We start from the raw sequence: 19884 nt of genomic DNA on the forward strand, positions 1-19884 counted from the left end.
CACTTTATTTGTTATCCTAGATTTTAACTTTGGGAAAAAAATATCAATTTTTTCAATCCTTTTTTGTAAACAATGATTACTTATAAATTCAAATCTCTTTATTTGATAAGTGTGAAATTTTTCTAGTATTAATGAATATATTTTGTGAAGTTCAAAAGAAGAATTAACTACACTATAAAAATCATAATAGGTGGCATAGTAGACAATGCTTTCCTCTAAAGATTCAATAATTTCACAGTTTTGCGAAAGATTATGAAAACTGGCCCAATTTGAACAGAATTGGTTTTCTAATGATATCAAACGAGTTTTTTCAATTCCATTTTCATCAATATAGTAGGCTCTTAACGCTCCTTTTTCAACATAAAAAACCTTATCACATATTTGAGTACTATTAATTAAAATTTCATTTTTTTTTAACTTTTGATATGAAAAAATTGAAACAAATTTATTCACGTCTGTTTCATTAATCTTCTTGACAGTTCTAATATGTTCAATAAAATTTGTCATGTCCTTATTTTTTTTCTAAAATACAATTTTTTTAAAAAAGTTGGAGGAAAATTGGATCTTCCTGCATTTTTGTTGGAATGTGCACAGGGCAAAATGCAGGATGTGCAATGCGCGCTGGCAAGAAAAGGTGCTGGAAAAAAGAATAAATTTTGCGTGGGGAGTGTAAAAATTATTCATTCAGTTCGGTTTAAGTTTTCACAATCTTTGTTTAGACACGCTTTTTGGTAGCATAGCAGATAACTATAAAATTTCCTTGAGGTCGGTTAATTTTTTTATGGTCCTCACCTTTTCTTGGTACAGATCGTCGTTGAAAACATCAAAGAAAACCACTTCCATTCCGAAGGAAAGTCCACCCTCGATATCGGCAATCCAATCGTCACCAATCATGATGCTTTCTTCTGTTTTGGCATGGGCTTTATTGATGGCCAATTGGAAAATTTCTGGCTGAGGTTTTCTAATGTTGATCTCGTCTGCAGAAGTTACGGTGTCAAAATATTGAGAAATTCCCGATTCGTTTACTTTTCTGTGGGTTACTTCGTGAAAGCCGTTGGATAGAATATGCAAGCGATAGTTTTTAGTTTTCAAATAATCCAAAACTTCCAAACAGCCTTCTACCAAGTGATTGTAGGCGAGGATTTCGTCTAAGAAATGCGATTCAAAATACTGTGAAAGTTCCATATTGTCGATGCCAAAAAATAAAAAACTGTCGTAGAAACGGTGTTTTCTCAAATGGATTTTGTCGATTTTGCCATCACGAATTTGTGCCCAAAGGTGTTCGTTAATGGTGAAGTATTCTTTATGGAAGTCCTCGAAATTCAAATGGTATTTTTCCTTAATTTTTTCCCTTTCAAAAATGGTTTTCAGGGTGAGGTAAGCATTCTTACGATGATCCCAAAGGGTGTTGTCGAGGTCAAAAAAAATGTGCCTTATTTTCATAAGACACAAAAGTAATTAATTAATCTTGTTTTAATTCTTGCAAATGCAAAAGGTTTTTATTGGGGTTTTAACAGCTGCCAAACTTTTAGAAAAATTTAAAATAAATTGTACGGTTTTGGCTTTGGGCATCCGTTTTTTGACGGACAAAGAATCGTTTTTTTTCATAGGCACAAGCTTATTTTGTATCTAAAACGATTTTTCTGTTAAATTATTATTGTATTGTCAAAATAATTTGATTTTCAACCATTATTTTTCTCAAATTTATTAAGGCATAACGGACTCTTCCCAAAGTGGTGTTGATGCTGGAATCGGTATGTTCGGCAATTTCTTTGAAGCTAAGATTGTCAATAAAACGAAGTTTGATGATTTCTTTTTGGTTTTCAGGCAATAAGTCAATCATTTTGTAAAGGTCTGCAACGATTTGATTTTTCACCAAACGATCTTCAATGTTATCAGATTGTTCTTGGATGAAATCGAAAATCGAAAATTCATCGGACGGATTGTTGCTGTCGGAGATCATGGTTCTTTTGGATTTGGCTCTAAAATGATCGATAATCAGGTTATGAGCGATTCTTTTGATCCAAACCACAAATTTTCCTTCGTCGTTGTATTTCCCTTCTTTTATTACGATAATGGCTTTCATGAAGGTATCTTGAAAGATGTCATTGGCCAAATCGTCATCTAAAATTTTATAATAAATAAAGGAGAATAACTCTTTTTGGTAGCGGATGATCAATTGGGACAAGGCATTCTCGTCTCCATTTTTATACTGAGAAATCAGTTGGTTGTCGGCAATCTCGTTCATGTTATTACTTCTTTGCACTCCTTGCGTAACGGCAAACAGCTGGTTGTTTTTTTATTAATTAAAAGAAGTAAAAGTGTTATCTATAAAAATTGCGTTTTGTTCGGGGTAAAAATATAAATTATTTGCAATGTATTGCATTAAAAATTGAATTTTAACATATACAATGTTCGATTCTTGATGACTAAGTATTATTTACTAAAGACTGCCAGCGGAATGTTGAGTGTAAAATTGAAATTCAGTCCTTGTAATTTCTTTCCGTTGATGCCGTTTTTATCCAAGGGAAAAGCATAGCCTGCTGTTAGGTCGATGATGCCAAAAAGCGATGCTCCAATCTTGGGCGAGATGTGTTTTGTACTGATTTCGGCTCCTGTCAAAAAGTAGTAGGAATGGTGGATGTCCACATTTTTCTCCGTATTGACGAGTATTTCACCTTGAATTTTCGGGATCACAGCAAATTGACTGTTTACAGAGCCCAAAAGCACACCGCCACCCAATCGGTAGAGAAAGTCGTCGTTCTTCAAAAAAATAAATCGAGCTCCCAATTCTCCAAAACTTTGGTTTTGGTATTGGTATCCTGCATAAACGGTGCTGTGTGTTGTTATTTGTGCCTGTGTGGAAATGGAAAATAAAAATATGAATATTGGGGCGATCAGTTTATGGAACATTCTAAATTAATTTAAGGGGTAAAAGTATAAAGTTTTACCGAAACCTAAAGAATCTGAAAAATTTTTATATGGAAATGACCTATCTTTGCAGACTTAAAATCGAACATGCAAGCACCTAAGGTTAAGAAAATAGAGAAAATTTTAGAAATTCATAACGACCAAAGAATCGACAATTATTTTTGGCTGAACGAAAGAGAAAATCCTGAAGTTTTAGAATATCTGAATAAAGAAAACGACTATTGTGATTTCATGATGAAAGACACCGAAGACTTGCAAAACGATTTGTACGAGGAAATGAAAGCCCGATACAAAAAGGACGACGAGTCTTTACCTTACTTTTTCAATGCTTATTGGTATATTGTACGATACGAAGCCGGAAAAGAATATCCAATTTTTACCAGGAAATTTCAAAATTTAGAAAACACGGAAGAAATCATCATCAATGCCAATGAATTGGCTGAAGGTAAAGATTTCTATGACCTTGGCAGTATTGCTGTGAGTCCGAACAATAAAATAGCAGCCTTTTCCGAAGATGTTTTGGGAAGAAGAATTTATACCATTCGTTTCAAAAACTTAGAAACCGGCGAGTTTTTAACAGATGAAATAAACAATTGTACGGGTAAAGCCGTTTGGACAGCCGACAACCGGTATGTTTTTTACATCGTAAAGGACAAGAGTTTGAGAGCGTATAAAGTTTTCAGGCATCAATTGGGAACTTCGACCAAAGACGATGTTCTTATCTTTCATGAAAAAGACGATGCCTTTGATGTTAATGTGTACAAAACCAAGAGTTTAGACTATGTTTTCATCGCAAGTTCCAGCTCTATTTCGGATGAGCATCGTTTTATTTCTGCAGATACACCTTTGGCAGATTTTACCATCATTCAGTCTCGTGAAGACGATTTAGAATACGCTGTAGAACATTATCAGGACGAGTTTTACATCATCACCAATGCCGATGAAGCCACCAACTTCAAGTTGGTAAAAACCAAAGTGGATGCCTGTGGTAAAGAAAATTGGCAAGAAGTTATCCCGCATCGCAAAGAAGTATTGTTGGAAGGATTTGAAATTTTCAAAAACTACTTGGTTTTGGAAGAGCGAGAGCAAGGTTTGTTGCAAATAAAAATTATAGATTTTGCAAGTGACAATTCCTATTATTTGCCTTTTTCAGATCCAACTTATACCGCATACATCGCTTCCAATTTGGAGTTTGATACGGATAAACTTCGTTACGGATACACTTCCATGACCCAGCCTCATGCTACTTTGGAGTACGATATGAAGGTGAAAACCACAGAGGTATTGAAACAACATGAAGTGTTGGGAGGCAAATTTTTAAAAGAAAATTACATTTCCGAAAGGATTTGGGCGCCGTCCAGAGATGGGAAAACCAAAGTTCCGATTTCCATAGTTTATCATAAAAACACCACAAAATCTGCTGATACACCACTGTTAATTTACGGATACGGCAGTTACGGACATACGGTGGACGCAGGTTTTTCCAATGTTAGGTTGTCCTTATTGGATCGAGGTTTTATCTATGCCATTGCGCATATTCGAGGAGGCGAATACTTAGGAAGAGATTGGTACGAAGACGGAAAAATGCTCAACAAAAAAAATACATTCTACGATTTTATCGATGCCGCAAAATATTTGGTCGGTCAACAGTACACTTCGCCTGGACACCTCTATGCCATGGGCGGTTCTGCCGGTGGTCTTTTGGTAGGTGCTGTGATGAATATGGAACCCGAACTGTTCAACGGAATTATCGCTCAAGTTCCGTTTGTGGATGTGGTAACGACCATGTTGGACGAAGAAATCCCGCTTACGACAGGTGAATTTGACGAATGGGGAAATCCCAAAAAGAAAAAATACTACGAGTATATGAAATCCTATTCGCCGTACGATAATGTGGAAGCGAAAGATTATCCCAATGTATTGATTACGACGGGTTTTCATGATAGTCAGGTGCAGTATTGGGAGCCGGCAAAATGGACCGCCAAACTGAGAGAGCTAAAAACCGATGATCATTTGTTGATATTTAAAACCGACCTCAGTTCCGGACACGGTGGTGCAAGTGGCCGATTCGAAAGCCTGAAAGAAGACGCTTTGGAATACGCTTTCTTGTTGAAATTGGAGCAATTAGCCACGAAGTGCTAAACGAACGACCAAGTGTATTACCTTTGAGCGTGAAAGAAGGGTTTAATATTGAACCCAAATTGTTAAACAATTAAATTGATAAAATGACAGAAGCAATATTATGGTCCAAAGTAGAATTTTTTTTTGAAGAACATTTTCAAACCGAAAAACATCCTTCGATAGACACTCTTTTGTATCTGATTGGGATACAAGAGTTGGGCAGTGGCATGCAGAAATACAGCAAAGATGACAAAATAAACATCTTGCACATTGCGGTTTGCCGTCTGTTAGAGCCTTTTGGTTATTACAAATTCACCCATTATGACGACGATGGCTATCCTCATTTTGTGGAATTGCAAACCTTACCGGAACTGAAACCCAACGAGCAACAAATCCTCATGAAAAAAGCCATCATTCAGTACTTTATGGACGAAGAATTGTTTGATGAAGAAACCCAGCGAGAGATTCAAGAAAAGTTGGAGGGGTAATAAAGAGCTTTATTTCATCTGTTTGTATTAAAGACAAAACACTCTCATATCCATTGCGGTTAAATTCTTAAAATGATGGGTTTTAAGAATCTAACCGTAATTTTTTGGCTCAATATTTGTTTAATGAATGTTAAAAGTCGTAATTTTAACAAAAATTCATTAAATTAAAAGTCCATGAACAATAAATTCATCCCGGTCATCTCTGTATTCATGACGATTTCACTCATAGTTTTCGTTACGCTACAGGTGTATTGGCTCAAGGGATATTATCGTGCATTGGAAGAGCAGTTCTCCAACAGGGTCAATACCGCCATGGAAAGTGCTGCCGTAAAAATTTCAGAAATTGAAGCCGAAAAATACATGAACCAAGATTTTAAAAATTTTGGAAACACCATTGTCAAAGGCTCCAACCAACCGTCACAAACCTACATACAGCAAAATGCCGATTCGGCGAATCGGAAAACAATAACTTTTCAATCGAAAATTATTGAAAACCAAAACATTCCTATTTCAACACAAGGCGATAGCCTGAAAACCACAAAAGTCTATACCGATGAGGGTATTTTGAAATTTAAAAAAAGCAACAACCTCGAATTGCTCACCACCAAGATGAGCCAGGACTTCAAGGACAATACCTATTCCTTAAAAGAATTTGTAAAGTTGGATGCCAGCAATTTGCCCATAGAAAAAAGGGTGAATAAAAAAGTATTGGATTCTGTTTTGACCTATGAACTGAAGCTCAACGGCATCGACACTCAGTTTGGGTATGGAGTTTTTGACAAGCATCAAAAACTAACCTCAATGACCGATGAGGTTTATAAAACGGAAAAGGACAAAACCAATTATTCGTATCCGCTGTTTTCCGACAGCAAAGACAGGATATTATACACCCTTAACTTGGTTTTCCCCAAAAAAGATTATTCCTTAGCCAAAAACAACTTGCCCCAACTTTTGGGGACTTTTCTTTCGTTGCTCACCATTTTGGGCATCTACATCATCTCCATCAGTTATATGATGAAACAGAAGAAAATTGCGGATATCAAAACGGATTTTATCAACAACATGTCCCACGAGTTCAAGACACCGTTGGCAACCATATCCGTAGCGACAGACTCTTTGGCAAACGACAAAATAGCAACCAATCCGGACAAGGTCAGATATTACGCTACCCTCATCAAACAAGAAAATCTGAGGATGAAAAAGCAGGTAGAAAATGTTTTGAATATGAGCAAGTTGGAGCGAAATGAAGTGCAACTTCACCTGAAAGAAACCAATGTTAGAGACTTAATCAAAAGTGTTTCTGAGTCCGTAGGTCTCATTGTTGCTCAAAGAAACGGATCGCTAACCCAGGATTTTAATACGGAAAAATACATTTTTAAAGTAGATGAATTTCACCTGTCCAATGTATTGGTCAATTTGTTGGATAATGCCAATAAATATTCTCCAGAAGCACCAGAAATAAAGGTGAAAACGAAAAATGAAGGTCAGTTTTATGTGATAGAAATTTCCGATAAAGGCATGGGAATGGAAACTCAAAATAAACTGAAAATTTTCGAAAAATTTTTCAGAGAAGAAACCGGAAATATCCACAATGTGAAAGGACAAGGACTTGGACTTTCGTATGTGAAAAAAATAATAGAATTGCACAAAGGTCAGATTATTGTAGAGTCCATTAAGGGCAAAGGATCAACCTTTATTGTGAAAATACCAATGAATTTATAAACACCAAAAAATAACCTTATGAACAGCAGAATATTATTAGTAGAAGACGACCAAAGTTTTGGAGCCGTACTAAAAGATTACCTGAGCATCAATAATTTTGATGTTACCTTAGCAACCGATGGCGAGCAAGGCCTGAAAGCCTTTACTGATGGCGAATTCGACATCTGCATTTTCGATGTCATGATGCCTAAGAAAGACGGTTTTTCTTTGGCTGAAGATGTGAAAAAATTAGACAAAGCCACGCCCATTATTTTCCTTACCGCAAAAAATTTGAGAGAAGACATACTGAGAGGTTACCAAATCGGTGCCGATGACTACATCACCAAGCCGTTTGATACCGAATTGTTGTTGTACAAGATAAAAGCAATCTTGCAAAGAAGTACCGCAACCGATGCAGAAGATCAAGAACAATTCAAAATCAGCAACATGCTTTTTGATTCCATTTTAAGGCAATTAAAGGTTCAGGATAACGAGTACAAGCTATCGCCAAAAGAAAACGAATTGCTGAAATTGTTGTGCCTGCATAGAAACGATTTTATGCCAAGAGATTTGGCACTCAGAAAAATTTGGAAAAAAGAAAATTATTTCACCGCCAGAAGTATGGATGTGTACATTGCAAAATTGCGTAAATACCTTAAAGACGACGATGGATTGGAGATCATCAATGTCCATGGTGAAGGGTTCCGTTTGCTGGTGAAAAACTAAAATGAATTGAAAGACTGATAATTTTCAGTCTTTTTTTATCTGAAAATAAATTTAATCTTTACCTTTGCACCAATTATGGCAAAACATCTGCACATTTGGCTTTTGATTTTATGCTTGGGACTGTTTGTCATTCCCAAACAATATTTCTTGGGTCAAAATGTAGGCGAGTCTTGCTGTGCGGTATCGATTACCCAGCAAGATCATTGCAAGTCAGATATCAAAGCAGGACACAAGTCCGATCATAAATCCGACTCTTGTCATAAAGATGGTAAAAACAAAAACCACTGTACAGGAAACTGCAACAATTGTGATATTTGCCATTTTTCAATAGCTGTTTTCCAAGTTCCAAATCATCAGGAGATGCCTGATCTGGCCGTGGATTTCAAAAACAAAAAGGAGGACTTTTCTTATGTTACTCCAGAATTTTCAAGTATTTTTTCAAAAATTTGGCAACCGCCAAAAATAGGTTAATCTAATAATTTACAGCACAAATTATGCATTTTTCAAATTGAAATTTGAGAGTGTAACGATTTGGTATTCACAGATTTGTTTTGAAATTTGTGACTTAAAATGAATTTTATTACTATTTTATGTATCAACGAAATGTTGATGAAAAAGTTAACCTATTTATGATTTTAAAATGAAAACAATACAAAAAACTTTATATATTTTCGTCTTATTACTTAGCACATTTGCATTTGCACAAAGCACCAAAATCGAAGCTTGGGTGAATGGAGACTGTGGGATGTGTAAAGAAAGAATCGAAAAAACCGCCAAAAAAAATGGAGCAACATCCGCAAATTGGAACGACGAAACCAAGATGCTGAATGTGGAATTCGATGCCGCTAAAACTTCTTTGGATAAAATATTAGAAGACATTGCTGCAGTGGGACACGACAACGAAAAGTACAAAGCCAAGGATGAGGTGTACGAAAAACTTTCAGGATGTTGTCATTATGAAAGGGTAAGTCCGCCTGTAAAAAACTCAACTGAAAGTCCTAACAATGCAACACCGGTTGAAGTGAAGAAAGAAGACGACGATCCTCATGCCGGTCACGATCATGCAAAAAAAGAAGAAGTGGATGAACATGCGGAACACGATCATAAAAAAGATCAAATAAGAAATTCTAACATAGAAGGCGTAACCGTAACCAAAGCACAAGCAACAACGGCTTTGAGCAGAAAGTCTGCTGATTTAACCTTTAAAATTGATCAAAAAGAATTGCTAAAAGCGGCTTGTTGTAACCTCTCTGAAAGTTTTGAAACCAATGCCACTGTAGATGTGTCTTTTTCCAATGCGGTGACAGGTGCGAAGCAGTTGAAAATGTTAGGACTGGATCAAAAATATACGGCACTAACCAAAGAATTATTGCCAGAAATCAGAGGTTTGGCTTCTGCGTATGGACTTAATTTTATCCCGGGAAGATGGATCGGAGGCATTCAGTTGACCAAAGGAGGAAGTACCGTAACTAGCGGATACGAAGGGATTACAGGACAGATCAATACCGAATTGTTGAAATTTAACAAAACTCCCGAAACCAATCTGAATGTTTTTGCCGATTTCCAAGGGAGAACCGAGCTGAATCTCACGCAAACTTCACAAATCAATGAACACTGGGACCAAAGTATTTTGCTTCATGGAAACGGAACTTTTGGAAACATCGACGATAACAACGATGGTTTTTTGGATAGACCAAAAGGAAATCAGTTGAATGCTGCCTATCTTTTGAATTTTAACGACTTAGGACATTCAGGATTCGGATCTCATTTCGGGATTACTTTTTTGAAAGACAATAGAAAAGCAGGACAAACCAACTACGATTGGAATTTACCACAAAGTCAGCAATCGGCTTATGGAGTAGGGATTGATACGCAAAGATTCCAAGTGTGGAACAAAACAGGTTTCGTATTTCCGGGAAGACCGTATCAGAGTTTGGGCTGGATGAATCAGTTTACCTATCACCAACAAAATAGCTTTTACGGCCTTAGAAATTATAACGGAAATCAGAAAACTTTTTATTCCAATTTAATTTATGAAGACATGATTGTGAATACCAATCATAAGTATAAATTGGGAGCAAGTTTCTTAATGGACCTATTTGATGAAAATTATTTGACTCAATTGTACAAAAGAACCGAAACCGTTCCTGGTGCATTTGCAGAATATACCATGACTGGGGACAAGTTCACTTTGGTAGCAGGTGCCAGAGTCGATTTTCATAATTTGGCAGGCACACAATTTTCGCCTCGATTGAATTTGAAATACGATATTTTACCTAAAACCATTGTGCGATTGTCCGCAGGAAAAGGTTTTAGAACGGCCAATGTGTTTGCAGAAAATCAACACTACTTTGCATCCAATAGAGTGGTGGACATTCACGCAAACGGAGGTAACATTTACGGATTGAAGCCGGAAGTTGCTTGGAATTACGGAGCAAGTCTTCAGCAAGAGTTCAAACTGTTCAACAGAAAAGCAACTTTGGTAGCCGATTTCTTCAGAACCGATTTCCAAAATCAAGTTTTGGTCGATTTGGATAACCCACAAAAATTATCCATTTATAATCTGGACGGAAAATCTTTTGCCAACTCTTTCCAAACACAGTTGGATTTTTCACCCGTTAAAAATTTGGATCTAAGGGTGGCGTATAAATATTACGATGTACAAGCCGATTACCACAGCGGAAGAAAAGAAGTGCCGTTTATGGCGAAAAACAGAGGTTTTTTTAATGCTGCTTATGCTACCAACAAAAATGCAAAAGACGCTTTTTGGTCTTTTGATACCACATTGCAATTTGTAGGAAAACAAAGATTACCGGATACGACATCCAATCCTACAGCTTTTCAGTTGGCACCTTACTCCAAAGAATATGTTACACTGAATGCACAAGTAGCGTATCAGTTCAATAAAAATATCAGAGCCTATTTTGGTGGCGAAAACCTTACCGGTTACGAACAGATGAATCCAATTATGGATGTTAAAAATCCATTTGGAAGTTATTTTGATAGCAGTTTGATCTACGCTCCGATCATGCCGGCAAACTTCTATGTTGGTTTTGATGTGAAATTTTAAGAGCTTCCTGAAGAATTAGTACACTTTTATGAAAGCTTGTTTAGAATGTCGTCCTCAAAAAGGGCGGCATTTGTTTTTAAATGAATAAAATATTAGCTTTTTTATTGATGATTCTTTAAATGTTAAAAAATCTTAAAGAAGAATTATCATTTTTGACCTATTTGTCGCAGTTCTCAGCGATTTGAAAAGGTAAAATTCGAGATAAAATGTTAAAAAATGTTAAAACCATCTCGGAGCTAACATAAATCATGACTGTTCTAAATGCGAATCGATATCTTTGTTAGGCTTTTGAAAATATAATTATTGTTAATCAATAGATAATCAAGCATATATGAAGAAAGGGATCGTATTTTATCTTACATTGGTATTATCTGCATTGTCCATGCAATCTTGCGTAACTGATTATGTGGTTGCAAAACCGTCATTTTATAATAAAGAATACAAAACAGAATCCAATAGTGCCGATGCCGGCGATAGACAATTGGAAAGAAATAAAAAAGAGCTGATCAGCAGTTTTACCTCGCTCAATCATAAGAATGATTTGGCCAATGAAAGGTCAAAATCTAAAAGATCCGTCATTGAAAGGGCCATTCGTCATTCCAAATTAATTGATGGACTTTTAACCGAAGCCGAATCGTATCTAGGCACTCCGTACCGTTTGGGTGGGACTTCTAGAAGTGGTATCGATTGTTCGGCTTTTGTATTATCTGTTTTTGGAGCCGTTGCCGGGATGAATTTGCCAAGAGTTGCAGCATCTCAATCCCACGAAGGATATAATGTTAGTAAAGAAGAACTTCAAAAAGGAGATTTGTTGTTTTTCTCCAGAGGAAGCCGCGTTTCTCATGTAGGTATTGTCTATGATGTTACTTCAGATGGCGATGTTAAATTCATTCATGCTTCTACATCCAAAGGAGTGATGGTGTCCACCTTGAATACCGATTCGTATTGGGGAAATCGTTATCGTTTTGCAAAAAGAATTCTGGATGAAGACTTTTCCGATAACAAAGAATCTACAGCGAACAATAACTAGAAAAAGTTAACGATATAGAATGAAAAAGCCGTCTCTAAAGAAATTTTCGAGACGGCTTTTTTTAGTTTTAATACTCTAATACAGCAAGAGTTCACACTTGGGTTGATATAACCTCTTGTTTTAAAGAGCTTCAATCGCGACTTGCGAAGCGAAATAATCCTCCAGTTCTTTTAAAGTTTCTGGGTTGGTTTGTAAATCTTTTACCACCACCCCTTTGTTAAGGACCACAATTCTATTGCAAACTTCTGTGGTATGCGAAAGGTCGTGGCTAGAAATCAGGAAGGTTGTTTCGCCCTTCATCGCCCATTTTTTAATTAAGTATTTTAATTTTATTTGGGTAGAAGGATCCAGATTCGCAAAAGGCTCGTCCAGTATTACAATTTCAGGACTTCCAATCAGCGCACCAACAATACCCACTTTCTTTTGGTTTCCTTTGGACAGGTCACGGATGTATTTCCCAGCTTGGATAATTTCGTCATTAAAAAGATCGGTAAAATTGTTTAAAAATGAATCAACTTGCGTTTTGTTCACTCCTCTCAATTCTCCCAGAAAATAAAAATATTCTTCTGGAGTTAGATAGCCAATCAAAAACGACTCATCGATGAAGGCACCTACTTTGGATTTCCAAGATTCGTCCACATTCACCTTTAATCCATCAATGCTGATGCTTCCCGTTGTGGGTTCAATCAAATCGAGAAGGAGAGAGAAAAATGTGGTTTTTCCGGCTCCGTTATTTCCAACCAAACCAAGCGTTTCCCCTTTGTTTATGGTTAAATTTTCAAGATGAAGGACTGTATTTTGTCCGTATTTTTTACTAATGTTTTCTACTGATATCATACTTTAATTTGGTCTATTTTAAGGGTTAATCCTGTTTGAATGCGGCTATGGTCGAATATTTTTCTGTTTTGTAAACTTTAACAATAAGTTCGAAAATTTTATCTCTCAACAAAAATCCTATTAATCCCAAAGCTCCAAGAGTAATAACGGCTGGCGTAATGGAGAAAAAATATTTGACACTTGAGAAAACTACCATCGGCAACAGCATTTGTGGAATGAGCAACAACATAATTTTTAGGTTGAAATTATTGCTTCCTCCAGCGAATGCTTTCTTGGTCGAGTTAAGGTCTATGGCTTTTTTATTGTAGGCACCGGCAAAAAGCGTCATGTAAGAATTGACCCCTAAATTGTACAATCCGGCGGCAAAAATGGTGAAAAAAAGCTCCCAACTAACAAATGCATAGATCAACGAAAATAGCATTGCAACCCCTATTGCAAAAACCGACAACGACCATTTTGCTTTTAAGTAGCCTTTGTATGGGATGTTTTGCGTCATCATAAATGGATAATAGGACGAGTCCCAAGCCGGAACCCTTTGCCCAAAAGTAAACATGAAGCCACCGGTAACAAACAATCCCATAAAAATTTTCATGAAATCGTTGTTGTATCCTGGCGAAAACATAAGAAATCCATAAAAAAGGAAGAATAAAGAACCCAAAACTGCTGATCTTGCCATTTTGCTACGCTTGATCATGCGAATGTCGTTGCCAATGAAAATACCCATCTTCCCAAATCTTTGGAGAAAAGCAATGTTCTCGGTTTTTCCGACTGCTTTTTTCATTTCCAAACCTTTATCCAGATACAAATTTCTTTTGATTAACTTAAAAACAAATTGTGCATTAAAAATGAATACGACAACAAGCATCGGCAACCAAAACTTTTGATTGTAAATAGCCATAAATACAGTTTCTGATGCGCCTAAAAAATCAAAATATCCAAAATATTGAGCCAATGTTGCCAAAGCAATAACCCCCAATACCGAGTACAAAAACAGATTGTTTTTGTTAATAACGATGTTGATCAAAACATTGTTGAACACCAATAGAATTGAGGAAACAACAAGACACAATACCCCAACGGTACTGTAATCGGAGTCGATAACCAACAAAACCGTAAACGGAATAATGAAAAGTAAAAATGCCCAAGAAAGAAATGAGGCAGCAATCTTGAAGATGGTGTGTCCTACAATAGTGTTTTTTGAAATGTTCTGACACAGTAATGGTTTTATGTTTTGTGTGGGCATTTGTTGCATGAAATATTTTACCAAAAGATCAAACGCCAGATACACAATAAAATACTTTGAAAACAGCTTTACAGGATCTTGCCCTTCTTCGATGGAGGCATAATATAAAGCAAAAGCACCTCCAATTAAGATGAAAGAAAAATAAATCATGACAAAACTAATCATGATCTTGGACAATACACTTGCTAAAAATTGTGGAGATCGAAAAAGGCCTTTAAACTCTAACTTGAATAACTTTAAGAACATTTTTGCATTTTAACTACAAATATGCAAAAAAAACAGGCGAAAGTCAAATAAAACATAACTGAAAAAGGATTTCAAAAAAGAAATCTTAATCGGTATTACAAACTATTTCATCAATTCCTCAGCTTGTTTCATTGCAGCATCTGTAATTACAGAACCCGAAAGGAGCTGGGCTATTTCTTTTAGTTTCTCGTCTTTGGTTAGCACCACGATGTTGGATCGTGTTTTGCCGTCTATTTCTGATTTTACAACTTTATAATTGTCATTTCCTTTGGCTGCCACTTGTGCCAGATGAGAGATAACAATCAGTTGCATATCTTGAGACATTTCTTGCATGACCTTTCCGATTTCGTCGGCAACTTTACCGGAAACTCCCGTATCGATTTCATCCAAAATTAGGGTCGGCAAATCGGTGTTTTCAGCCATGATTTTTTTCACAGCCAGCATCACACGACTTCTTTCGCCTCCGGAGATTGCCGATTGTATGGGCTTAAGAGCAAAACCCGAATTGGCCTGAAAAAGAATTTGTATTTTCTCTTTTCCAAACAAATTAAAGTCTTTGGTCGGGGTAAGTTCTACATCCAATTTTGCTTTTTCCAGGCCCAATTTTTGCAGCAAAGTTTCTATTTTGTTCTTGAAAACAGGGATGTTCTTTTTTCTGATTTCACTAAGAAGTACAGCTTGTTTTTCAAGCCTATCGTCACATTTTTTCAGTTCTTTTTCAGCATTCTCGATGTTGGATTGCAGATCGTCAAAATTGGATTGTTCGGATTGTATTCTGTCTCGAATCTCGATTAACTCTTCTACAGAATTCACTCTGTGTTTCTGCATAAGCCCATTCACCAAGCTTAATCTTTCATTCAATTTTAATAAAACCTCTGGGCTAACTTCAACTTTTTCGGCTTTATTTTGAAGGTCAAAAATCAGATCTTTAAATTCCAAAAAGAGAGTCTCCATTCGTTCTTGGTTTTCAGAAAACTGATGCGAAAGTTCTGCTGTTTTTGTGAGTTTATTTTTTATTTCCAACAAGGCATCTATCACACCTACTTCGTCTTGATCGGTTCTGGAGAAGATGTCGTTAAGGTTTTCAACAATGATTTCTGCATTTTCATACAGGGACAATTGACTTTCAAGTTCTTCTATATTCAAAGTGTCCAAATCTGCTGAAAGAAGTTCGTCCAATAGAAAATTTTTATAATCGACATCATTCGTGCCTTCCAACAATAGATTTTTCAGTTGGTCCAATGTCTTTTTAAGTCCTAAAAAATGACTGAATTCCTTTTGATATTCACCTAGATTTTCAAAATTATTTCCCAAACCGTCAATAATTTCGAATTGGAATTTTTCTGAAAAAAGATGCGATGTTTCAAATTGAGAATGGATGTCAATGATCTGTTCGGACAGGGATTTCAAAACATCCAAAGTCGTTGGGACATCGTTGATGAACGCTCTGGATTTCCCATTGACCAAGATCTCTCTTCGGATGATGGTAGAGGATTCAAAATCCAAATCGTTTTTTTCGAAAAAAGGGATCAGATTATTTTGCAAACGAAATTCGCCTTCTACAATGCTTTTGGCTTCGGTGTTTTGTATGGCTTTCGCGTCCACCCTTTCGCCCATCAATAGGCGCAAAGCTCCCAAGATGATGGATTTTCCAGCTCCTGTTTCTCCTGTGATTACCTGAAGCCCGCGGTTCAAGTGGATTTCTAGGGAGTCGATAAGGGCAAAATTCTGTATAAAAATTCGTGAAAGCATAGAGAAAAAATAAAGCTTTAAAATGAAAAGCTTTACAAAAATATTAGGTTTTTATAGATTGTACAAATACTGAGCTGCTTATTTCCATTTATTCCACTTGGAGTCGATGTATTTTGGTGCAAAGAGCATCATCAGTTGTTTCAGCTCGCCCATATTGACCGCTCCGTTGTTATTGGAATCGAAAATGCTAAAAATCTCATCGCTCTTGGCATCAATAAAAAGGTTGATGGGATAACTTTGTTGGAAGTTATTTTCATAAAATCGAAGCTTGTTCAGCTGATCAGCGATTATTTTTTTTGCAGGTGCAGGATCTTGGTTGTGTAAATTGTCCAAGCCTGCTCTGTGGTAGGCATAAAACATCCCACGAAAAGAGTCGTAATTGGGATTTAGAATTTCATTAATCAAAGAACCACGGGATTTTGGTCCGTCCATAGGTGCCCAGTTTTCGTAATTTCTATTTTGTGAATTTTGAGCAATTTGCTGAGCCTTTAAAAACCATTGGTTTCCACCTTTTTCTTGAAAGGAATCGGCATCGTATCCGATCACCAAATAAATGTAAAAGGAAATAACATCAATTAAATTTTTTCCTGAAAACTGTCTTTCGTTGAATATAAGATTTTCATTTTCAATGTATTCAAAACCAAATCGGGTGTCGTTAAGATTAAGTATGGGCGATTCGTATGTCGATCCAAAAACCGGCCGAACGGACTGTACCACAATGCTGCCTTTGTAGCGATTGCCGTCCCTTTCTGCTACAATAATCGAAAAGTTACATTTTATTTTTTCAAAATTCTGCAACTTTTTTCCGGTCCAACTGGTATTGTTGATGAAGTCTTTAAGGCTTTTTTCCAAACTTTTGTACACCTGCTGATTGCTGCCACCCAAAGTCGGCGCAGTTACTTGTACTTGTGCCATCAATTCCTGGGCAAAAGCCTGAGAACTAAAAAACAAAAGACTAAAAACGAAGAGTATTTTTTTCATGATAATATGCTTTATAAACGAAAATCCGGCTTATTTATTTTCCATCCTAGCCTCTACAGCATCCAAAATATCTTTAGCCACCTCAGTTTTGGGTTTCAAATCAAAGGTTACGATTTCGTCTTTGGTAATTAAATTTATTTTATTGGTATCTTTCTTGAAACCTGCGCCTTCGTCTCTTAGGGAATTTAATACGATCATGTCTAGATTTTTCTTCTCCAATTTTCCTTTGGCATTGGCCATTTCATTCTGAGTTTCTAGAGCAAATCCTACCAGAATCTGATGTTTTTTTTGCTGGCCCATGGTTTTCAAAATATCCGGATTCTTCACCAATTCTATGGTAAACGAATCTTCATTTTTCTTAATTTTTTCTTGAGCAACCACTTTTGGAGTGTAATCCGCAACTGCCGCAGAGGCTATTGCAACATCTACAGAATCAAAAACTTCCATAACCTCCGTCAGCATTTCTTTTGCCGAAGTCACACGGATAAGTTTTATATTGGGATGTTCAATGGATAATGTTGTGGGCCCGGATACCAAAGTGACCAAAGCACCTCTTTCTGCGGCTTCTTTTGCCAGAGAAAAACCCATTTTCCCGGAGGAATGATTTCCAATAAATCGCACAGGATCTATCGCCTCATAGGTTGGACCAGCCGTAATGAGGATTTTTTTTCCGCTTAGTTGCGAGTGTTTAGAATTGAAATATTTTCCGATAACTTCCAATATGGTGTGCGGCTCGGACATTCGTCCTTGGCCAATAAGTCCACTTGCCAATTCGCCATGCTCAGCAGGGATAATATGGTGTCCAAATTGTTTGGCTTTTTCTAAATTTATATTCGTTGAAGGATGTTGGTACATGTCCAAATCCATTGCAGGAGCAATAAAAACCGGGCACTTCGCTGAAAGATAGGTTGCCATCACCAAATTGTCGCAGAGTCCATTTACCATTTTGGCCAAAGTATTTGCCGTACATGGAGCTACCAAAATCAAATCGGCCCACAGTGCCATTTCTACATGAGAATTCCAAGTGCCGTTATCGCCATAAAACTCCGTAAATACTGGTTTTTTGGAGAGGGTAGACAGGGTTAATGCTGAAACAAATTTTTGTGCATCTGGAGTCATCAAAACCTGAACTTCGGCATTTTCCTTTACAAAATCACGAACCAAAGTGTTGATTTTATATGCGGCGATACCTCCTGTTACTAAAATGAGAATTTTTTTTCCTGAAAAGCTCATAGACAAATTAATTGTACGAATTTACATATTTTTTTTGAATGCTTTTATGCAAAAAAAAATCCGAACAAGTAAGCCTTGTTCGGAGATATCTTGAGGAAGAAAAATTAGTTTTTCTCTTCTGTTTTTCTGAAGTATACTTCGTCATCCAGCCATTCTCTAACGGCGATGGATGTTGGTTTTGGAAGTCTTTCGTAATGCTTAGAGATTTCGATTTGTTCTCTGTTTTCAAAAACTTCTTCCAAAGTAGAATTATGAACCGCAAACTCGTCCAACTTTGCATGAAGTTCCGAACGGATTTCTGCATTGATCTGTTCTGCTCTTTTTCCCATAATCACGATAGCCTCATAGATGGAGCCTACTTTTTCTTCAATCTTATCTCTATCGTAAGTTATTGTACTTAGTTCTGCTTTAGTGTCCTTTACGCTCATTGTTAAACAATTTAAGGTTGCAAAGTTAATAATTATTTTTTAATTGGCAAGGTTACATTTGGTGCCGGTGTTGCAATTTTGGCAGAGTCTCTCAAAGTTTGTTGAGCTCTTTTCTCTGCTGACATCTGATCTCTAAGCTGTTGTTCCGTTTTTAATTTTTCGGCTTCATTGTCGGCTAATTTCTTTTGTTTTTCGGTTAGAGCTGCTCTTCTTTTCTCAACATCCTTTTGCAACTGGGCAAACTTTTCGCTTTCCTTAGTCAGTTTTTCGGTGGTACTCACTGCTGTTTTTGCAAGATCTGTATTTGGAAATTCTTTTTCTACGGTTTTAGCAAAAGCAAGGGCGCTTTTCAGTCGTTCTTCTTTTAAATCGTAAATGGAATTGATGGCCAATTCGTATTTTGATTTTAGAATATAATCATAAATCTGAGGTCTTAGTTTGGTGCTTGGAAAATCGTCTAAAACATTTTCAAATGTAACCGACGCAGCTTTGTACTCGCCCATTTTATAATATTGTCTGGCGCTTTCATAAGCCTTAAATTCAAGCTTGTATGACAATTCATCAATCAATGAACTGATGTTTTTTGATTTTTCAGAATTGGGATATGTGTTTAAGAAATCTTGCAACTCGTTGATTGCCGACTTGGTGCTGGATTGGTCCAAATTGTACTCCATGCTGCCTTGGTAATAGCACAAAGCTGACATGTATGCCGTTTCTTCTTTTCTAGGATCTTTAGGGAAGTTTACGGTAAAACTCTTGAATTGAGCTCCCGCAATTCTATAAGCCTTGTCGTAATAGTTGGCGTACGCTTGGTTGTACAATACATTCGGATAATCATCGGTTCCAGCTACTAAATTGCTCAATCGGTCATAAAGAGACAACGCATCTCTCCATTTTTTCTTTGCAAATTTTTCATTAGCCACCTTCAAAATGAAATTTTTATCGGCACTTTTCATCGCTTTTTCCTGATCTCTACTGCATGCTGTAAGAGTGAATGCCGCAAAAATGACCATGATGTATTTTTTCATAATATTTTCCCGAAAGATTTTTTATTTTTAATAGTAATCAATATTGATTTTGCAAAAATATACTTTTTT

General features: G+C 36.5%; 18 protein-coding genes. 7 read left to right on the forward strand and 11 right to left on the reverse strand.

Features of this window, described 5'->3' with window-relative positions:
• From EIY84_RS00005 to EIY84_RS00020, 4 genes are all read right to left on the reverse strand, one after another.
• A partial coding sequence (locus tag EIY84_RS00005; RefSeq protein WP_164471985.1) for a Crp/Fnr family transcriptional regulator occupies positions 1-507 on the reverse strand: 507 nt, incomplete at its 3' end.
• A 240-nt stretch (positions 508-747) separates the two neighbouring features.
• Entirely contained in the window at positions 748-1443 is a 696-nt protein-coding gene (locus EIY84_RS00010) for a YjjG family noncanonical pyrimidine nucleotidase (RefSeq protein WP_124639200.1), read from the reverse strand.
• Between the two features lie 211 nt (positions 1444-1654).
• Positions 1655-2248: an RNA polymerase sigma factor gene (locus EIY84_RS00015; protein ID WP_124639202.1), complete on the reverse strand. Its 594-nt coding sequence runs from the start codon at positions 2246-2248 to the stop codon at positions 1655-1657.
• A gap of 188 nt (positions 2249-2436) precedes the next feature.
• Positions 2437-2913 carry a hypothetical protein gene (locus EIY84_RS00020; protein WP_124639204.1) on the reverse strand — a complete coding sequence of 159 codons (477 nt, stop codon included), beginning with the start codon at positions 2911-2913 and terminating at the stop codon, positions 2437-2439.
• A gap of 105 nt (positions 2914-3018) precedes the next feature.
• Here EIY84_RS00020 and EIY84_RS00025 point away from each other — a divergent pair, with 105 nt between their 5' ends.
• The 7 genes from EIY84_RS00025 (at position 3019) to EIY84_RS00055 (ending at position 12067) form a co-directional block, all read left to right on the forward strand.
• Positions 3019-5073 carry a S9 family peptidase gene (locus EIY84_RS00025; RefSeq protein WP_124639206.1) on the forward strand — a complete coding sequence of 685 codons (2055 nt, stop codon included), beginning with the start codon at positions 3019-3021 and terminating at the stop codon, positions 5071-5073.
• An 83-nt stretch (positions 5074-5156) separates the two neighbouring features.
• Positions 5157-5540 (forward strand): COX assembly mitochondrial protein, encoded by a 384-nt coding sequence (locus EIY84_RS00030; RefSeq protein ID WP_124639208.1) that lies wholly within the window; start codon positions 5157-5159, stop codon positions 5538-5540.
• Between the two features lie 174 nt (positions 5541-5714).
• Positions 5715-7262, forward strand: coding sequence for a sensor histidine kinase (locus EIY84_RS00035; protein ID WP_124639210.1), 1548 nt, complete (start codon positions 5715-5717; stop codon positions 7260-7262).
• 18 nt (positions 7263-7280) lie between these two features.
• Positions 7281-7967: a response regulator transcription factor gene (locus tag EIY84_RS00040; RefSeq protein WP_124639212.1), complete on the forward strand. Its 687-nt coding sequence runs from the start codon at positions 7281-7283 to the stop codon at positions 7965-7967.
• A gap of 75 nt (positions 7968-8042) precedes the next feature.
• Positions 8043-8438: a hypothetical protein gene (locus EIY84_RS00045; protein WP_124639214.1), complete on the forward strand. Its 396-nt coding sequence runs from the start codon at positions 8043-8045 to the stop codon at positions 8436-8438.
• A 169-nt stretch (positions 8439-8607) separates the two neighbouring features.
• A complete protein-coding gene (locus tag EIY84_RS00050) occupies positions 8608-11037 on the forward strand; it encodes a TonB-dependent receptor domain-containing protein (RefSeq protein WP_124639216.1) in 2430 nt (809 codons plus the stop codon).
• Positions 11038-11368: 331 nt separating this feature from the next.
• Positions 11369-12067, forward strand: a complete 699-nt coding sequence (locus EIY84_RS00055; RefSeq protein WP_124639219.1) for a C40 family peptidase — start codon at positions 11369-11371, stop codon at positions 12065-12067.
• A 120-nt stretch (positions 12068-12187) separates the two neighbouring features.
• Here EIY84_RS00055 and EIY84_RS00060 read toward each other — a convergent pair whose 3' ends face one another.
• The 7 genes from EIY84_RS00060 to bamD form a co-directional block, all read right to left on the reverse strand.
• Positions 12188-12904, reverse strand: coding sequence for an ABC transporter ATP-binding protein (locus tag EIY84_RS00060; RefSeq protein WP_124639221.1), 717 nt, complete (start codon positions 12902-12904; stop codon positions 12188-12190).
• Positions 12905-12929: 25 nt separating this feature from the next.
• Positions 12930-14393: a DUF5687 family protein gene (locus EIY84_RS00065; RefSeq protein ID WP_124639223.1), complete on the reverse strand. Its 1464-nt coding sequence runs from the start codon at positions 14391-14393 to the stop codon at positions 12930-12932.
• A gap of 102 nt (positions 14394-14495) precedes the next feature.
• On the reverse strand, positions 14496-16145 hold the full coding sequence (locus EIY84_RS00070) for a DNA repair protein RecN (protein ID WP_124639225.1): 1650 nt from the start codon (positions 16143-16145) through the stop codon (positions 14496-14498).
• 78 nt (positions 16146-16223) lie between these two features.
• Positions 16224-17126 carry a type IX secretion system protein PorD gene (gene porD / locus EIY84_RS00075; RefSeq protein WP_124639227.1) on the reverse strand — a complete coding sequence of 301 codons (903 nt, stop codon included), beginning with the start codon at positions 17124-17126 and terminating at the stop codon, positions 16224-16226.
• A 30-nt stretch (positions 17127-17156) separates the two neighbouring features.
• Positions 17157-18359 carry a bifunctional phosphopantothenoylcysteine decarboxylase/phosphopantothenate--cysteine ligase CoaBC gene (gene coaBC, locus EIY84_RS00080; RefSeq protein WP_124639229.1) on the reverse strand — a complete coding sequence of 401 codons (1203 nt, stop codon included), beginning with the start codon at positions 18357-18359 and terminating at the stop codon, positions 17157-17159.
• Positions 18360-18463: 104 nt separating this feature from the next.
• Positions 18464-18787, reverse strand: coding sequence for a DNA-directed RNA polymerase subunit omega (locus EIY84_RS00085; protein ID WP_124639231.1), 324 nt, complete (start codon positions 18785-18787; stop codon positions 18464-18466).
• Positions 18788-18819: 32 nt separating this feature from the next.
• The gene (gene bamD / locus EIY84_RS00090) at positions 18820-19815 is read right to left on the reverse strand and encodes an outer membrane protein assembly factor BamD (RefSeq protein ID WP_124639233.1); all 996 of its coding nucleotides are present in this window, start codon (positions 19813-19815) and stop codon (positions 18820-18822) included.
• Positions 19816-19884 lie beyond the last annotated feature (69 nt).

The organism is Amniculibacterium aquaticum (assembly GCF_003852705.1).
In the GTDB taxonomy this organism is placed as follows: Bacteria; Bacteroidota; Bacteroidia; order Flavobacteriales; family Weeksellaceae; genus Amniculibacterium; species Amniculibacterium aquaticum.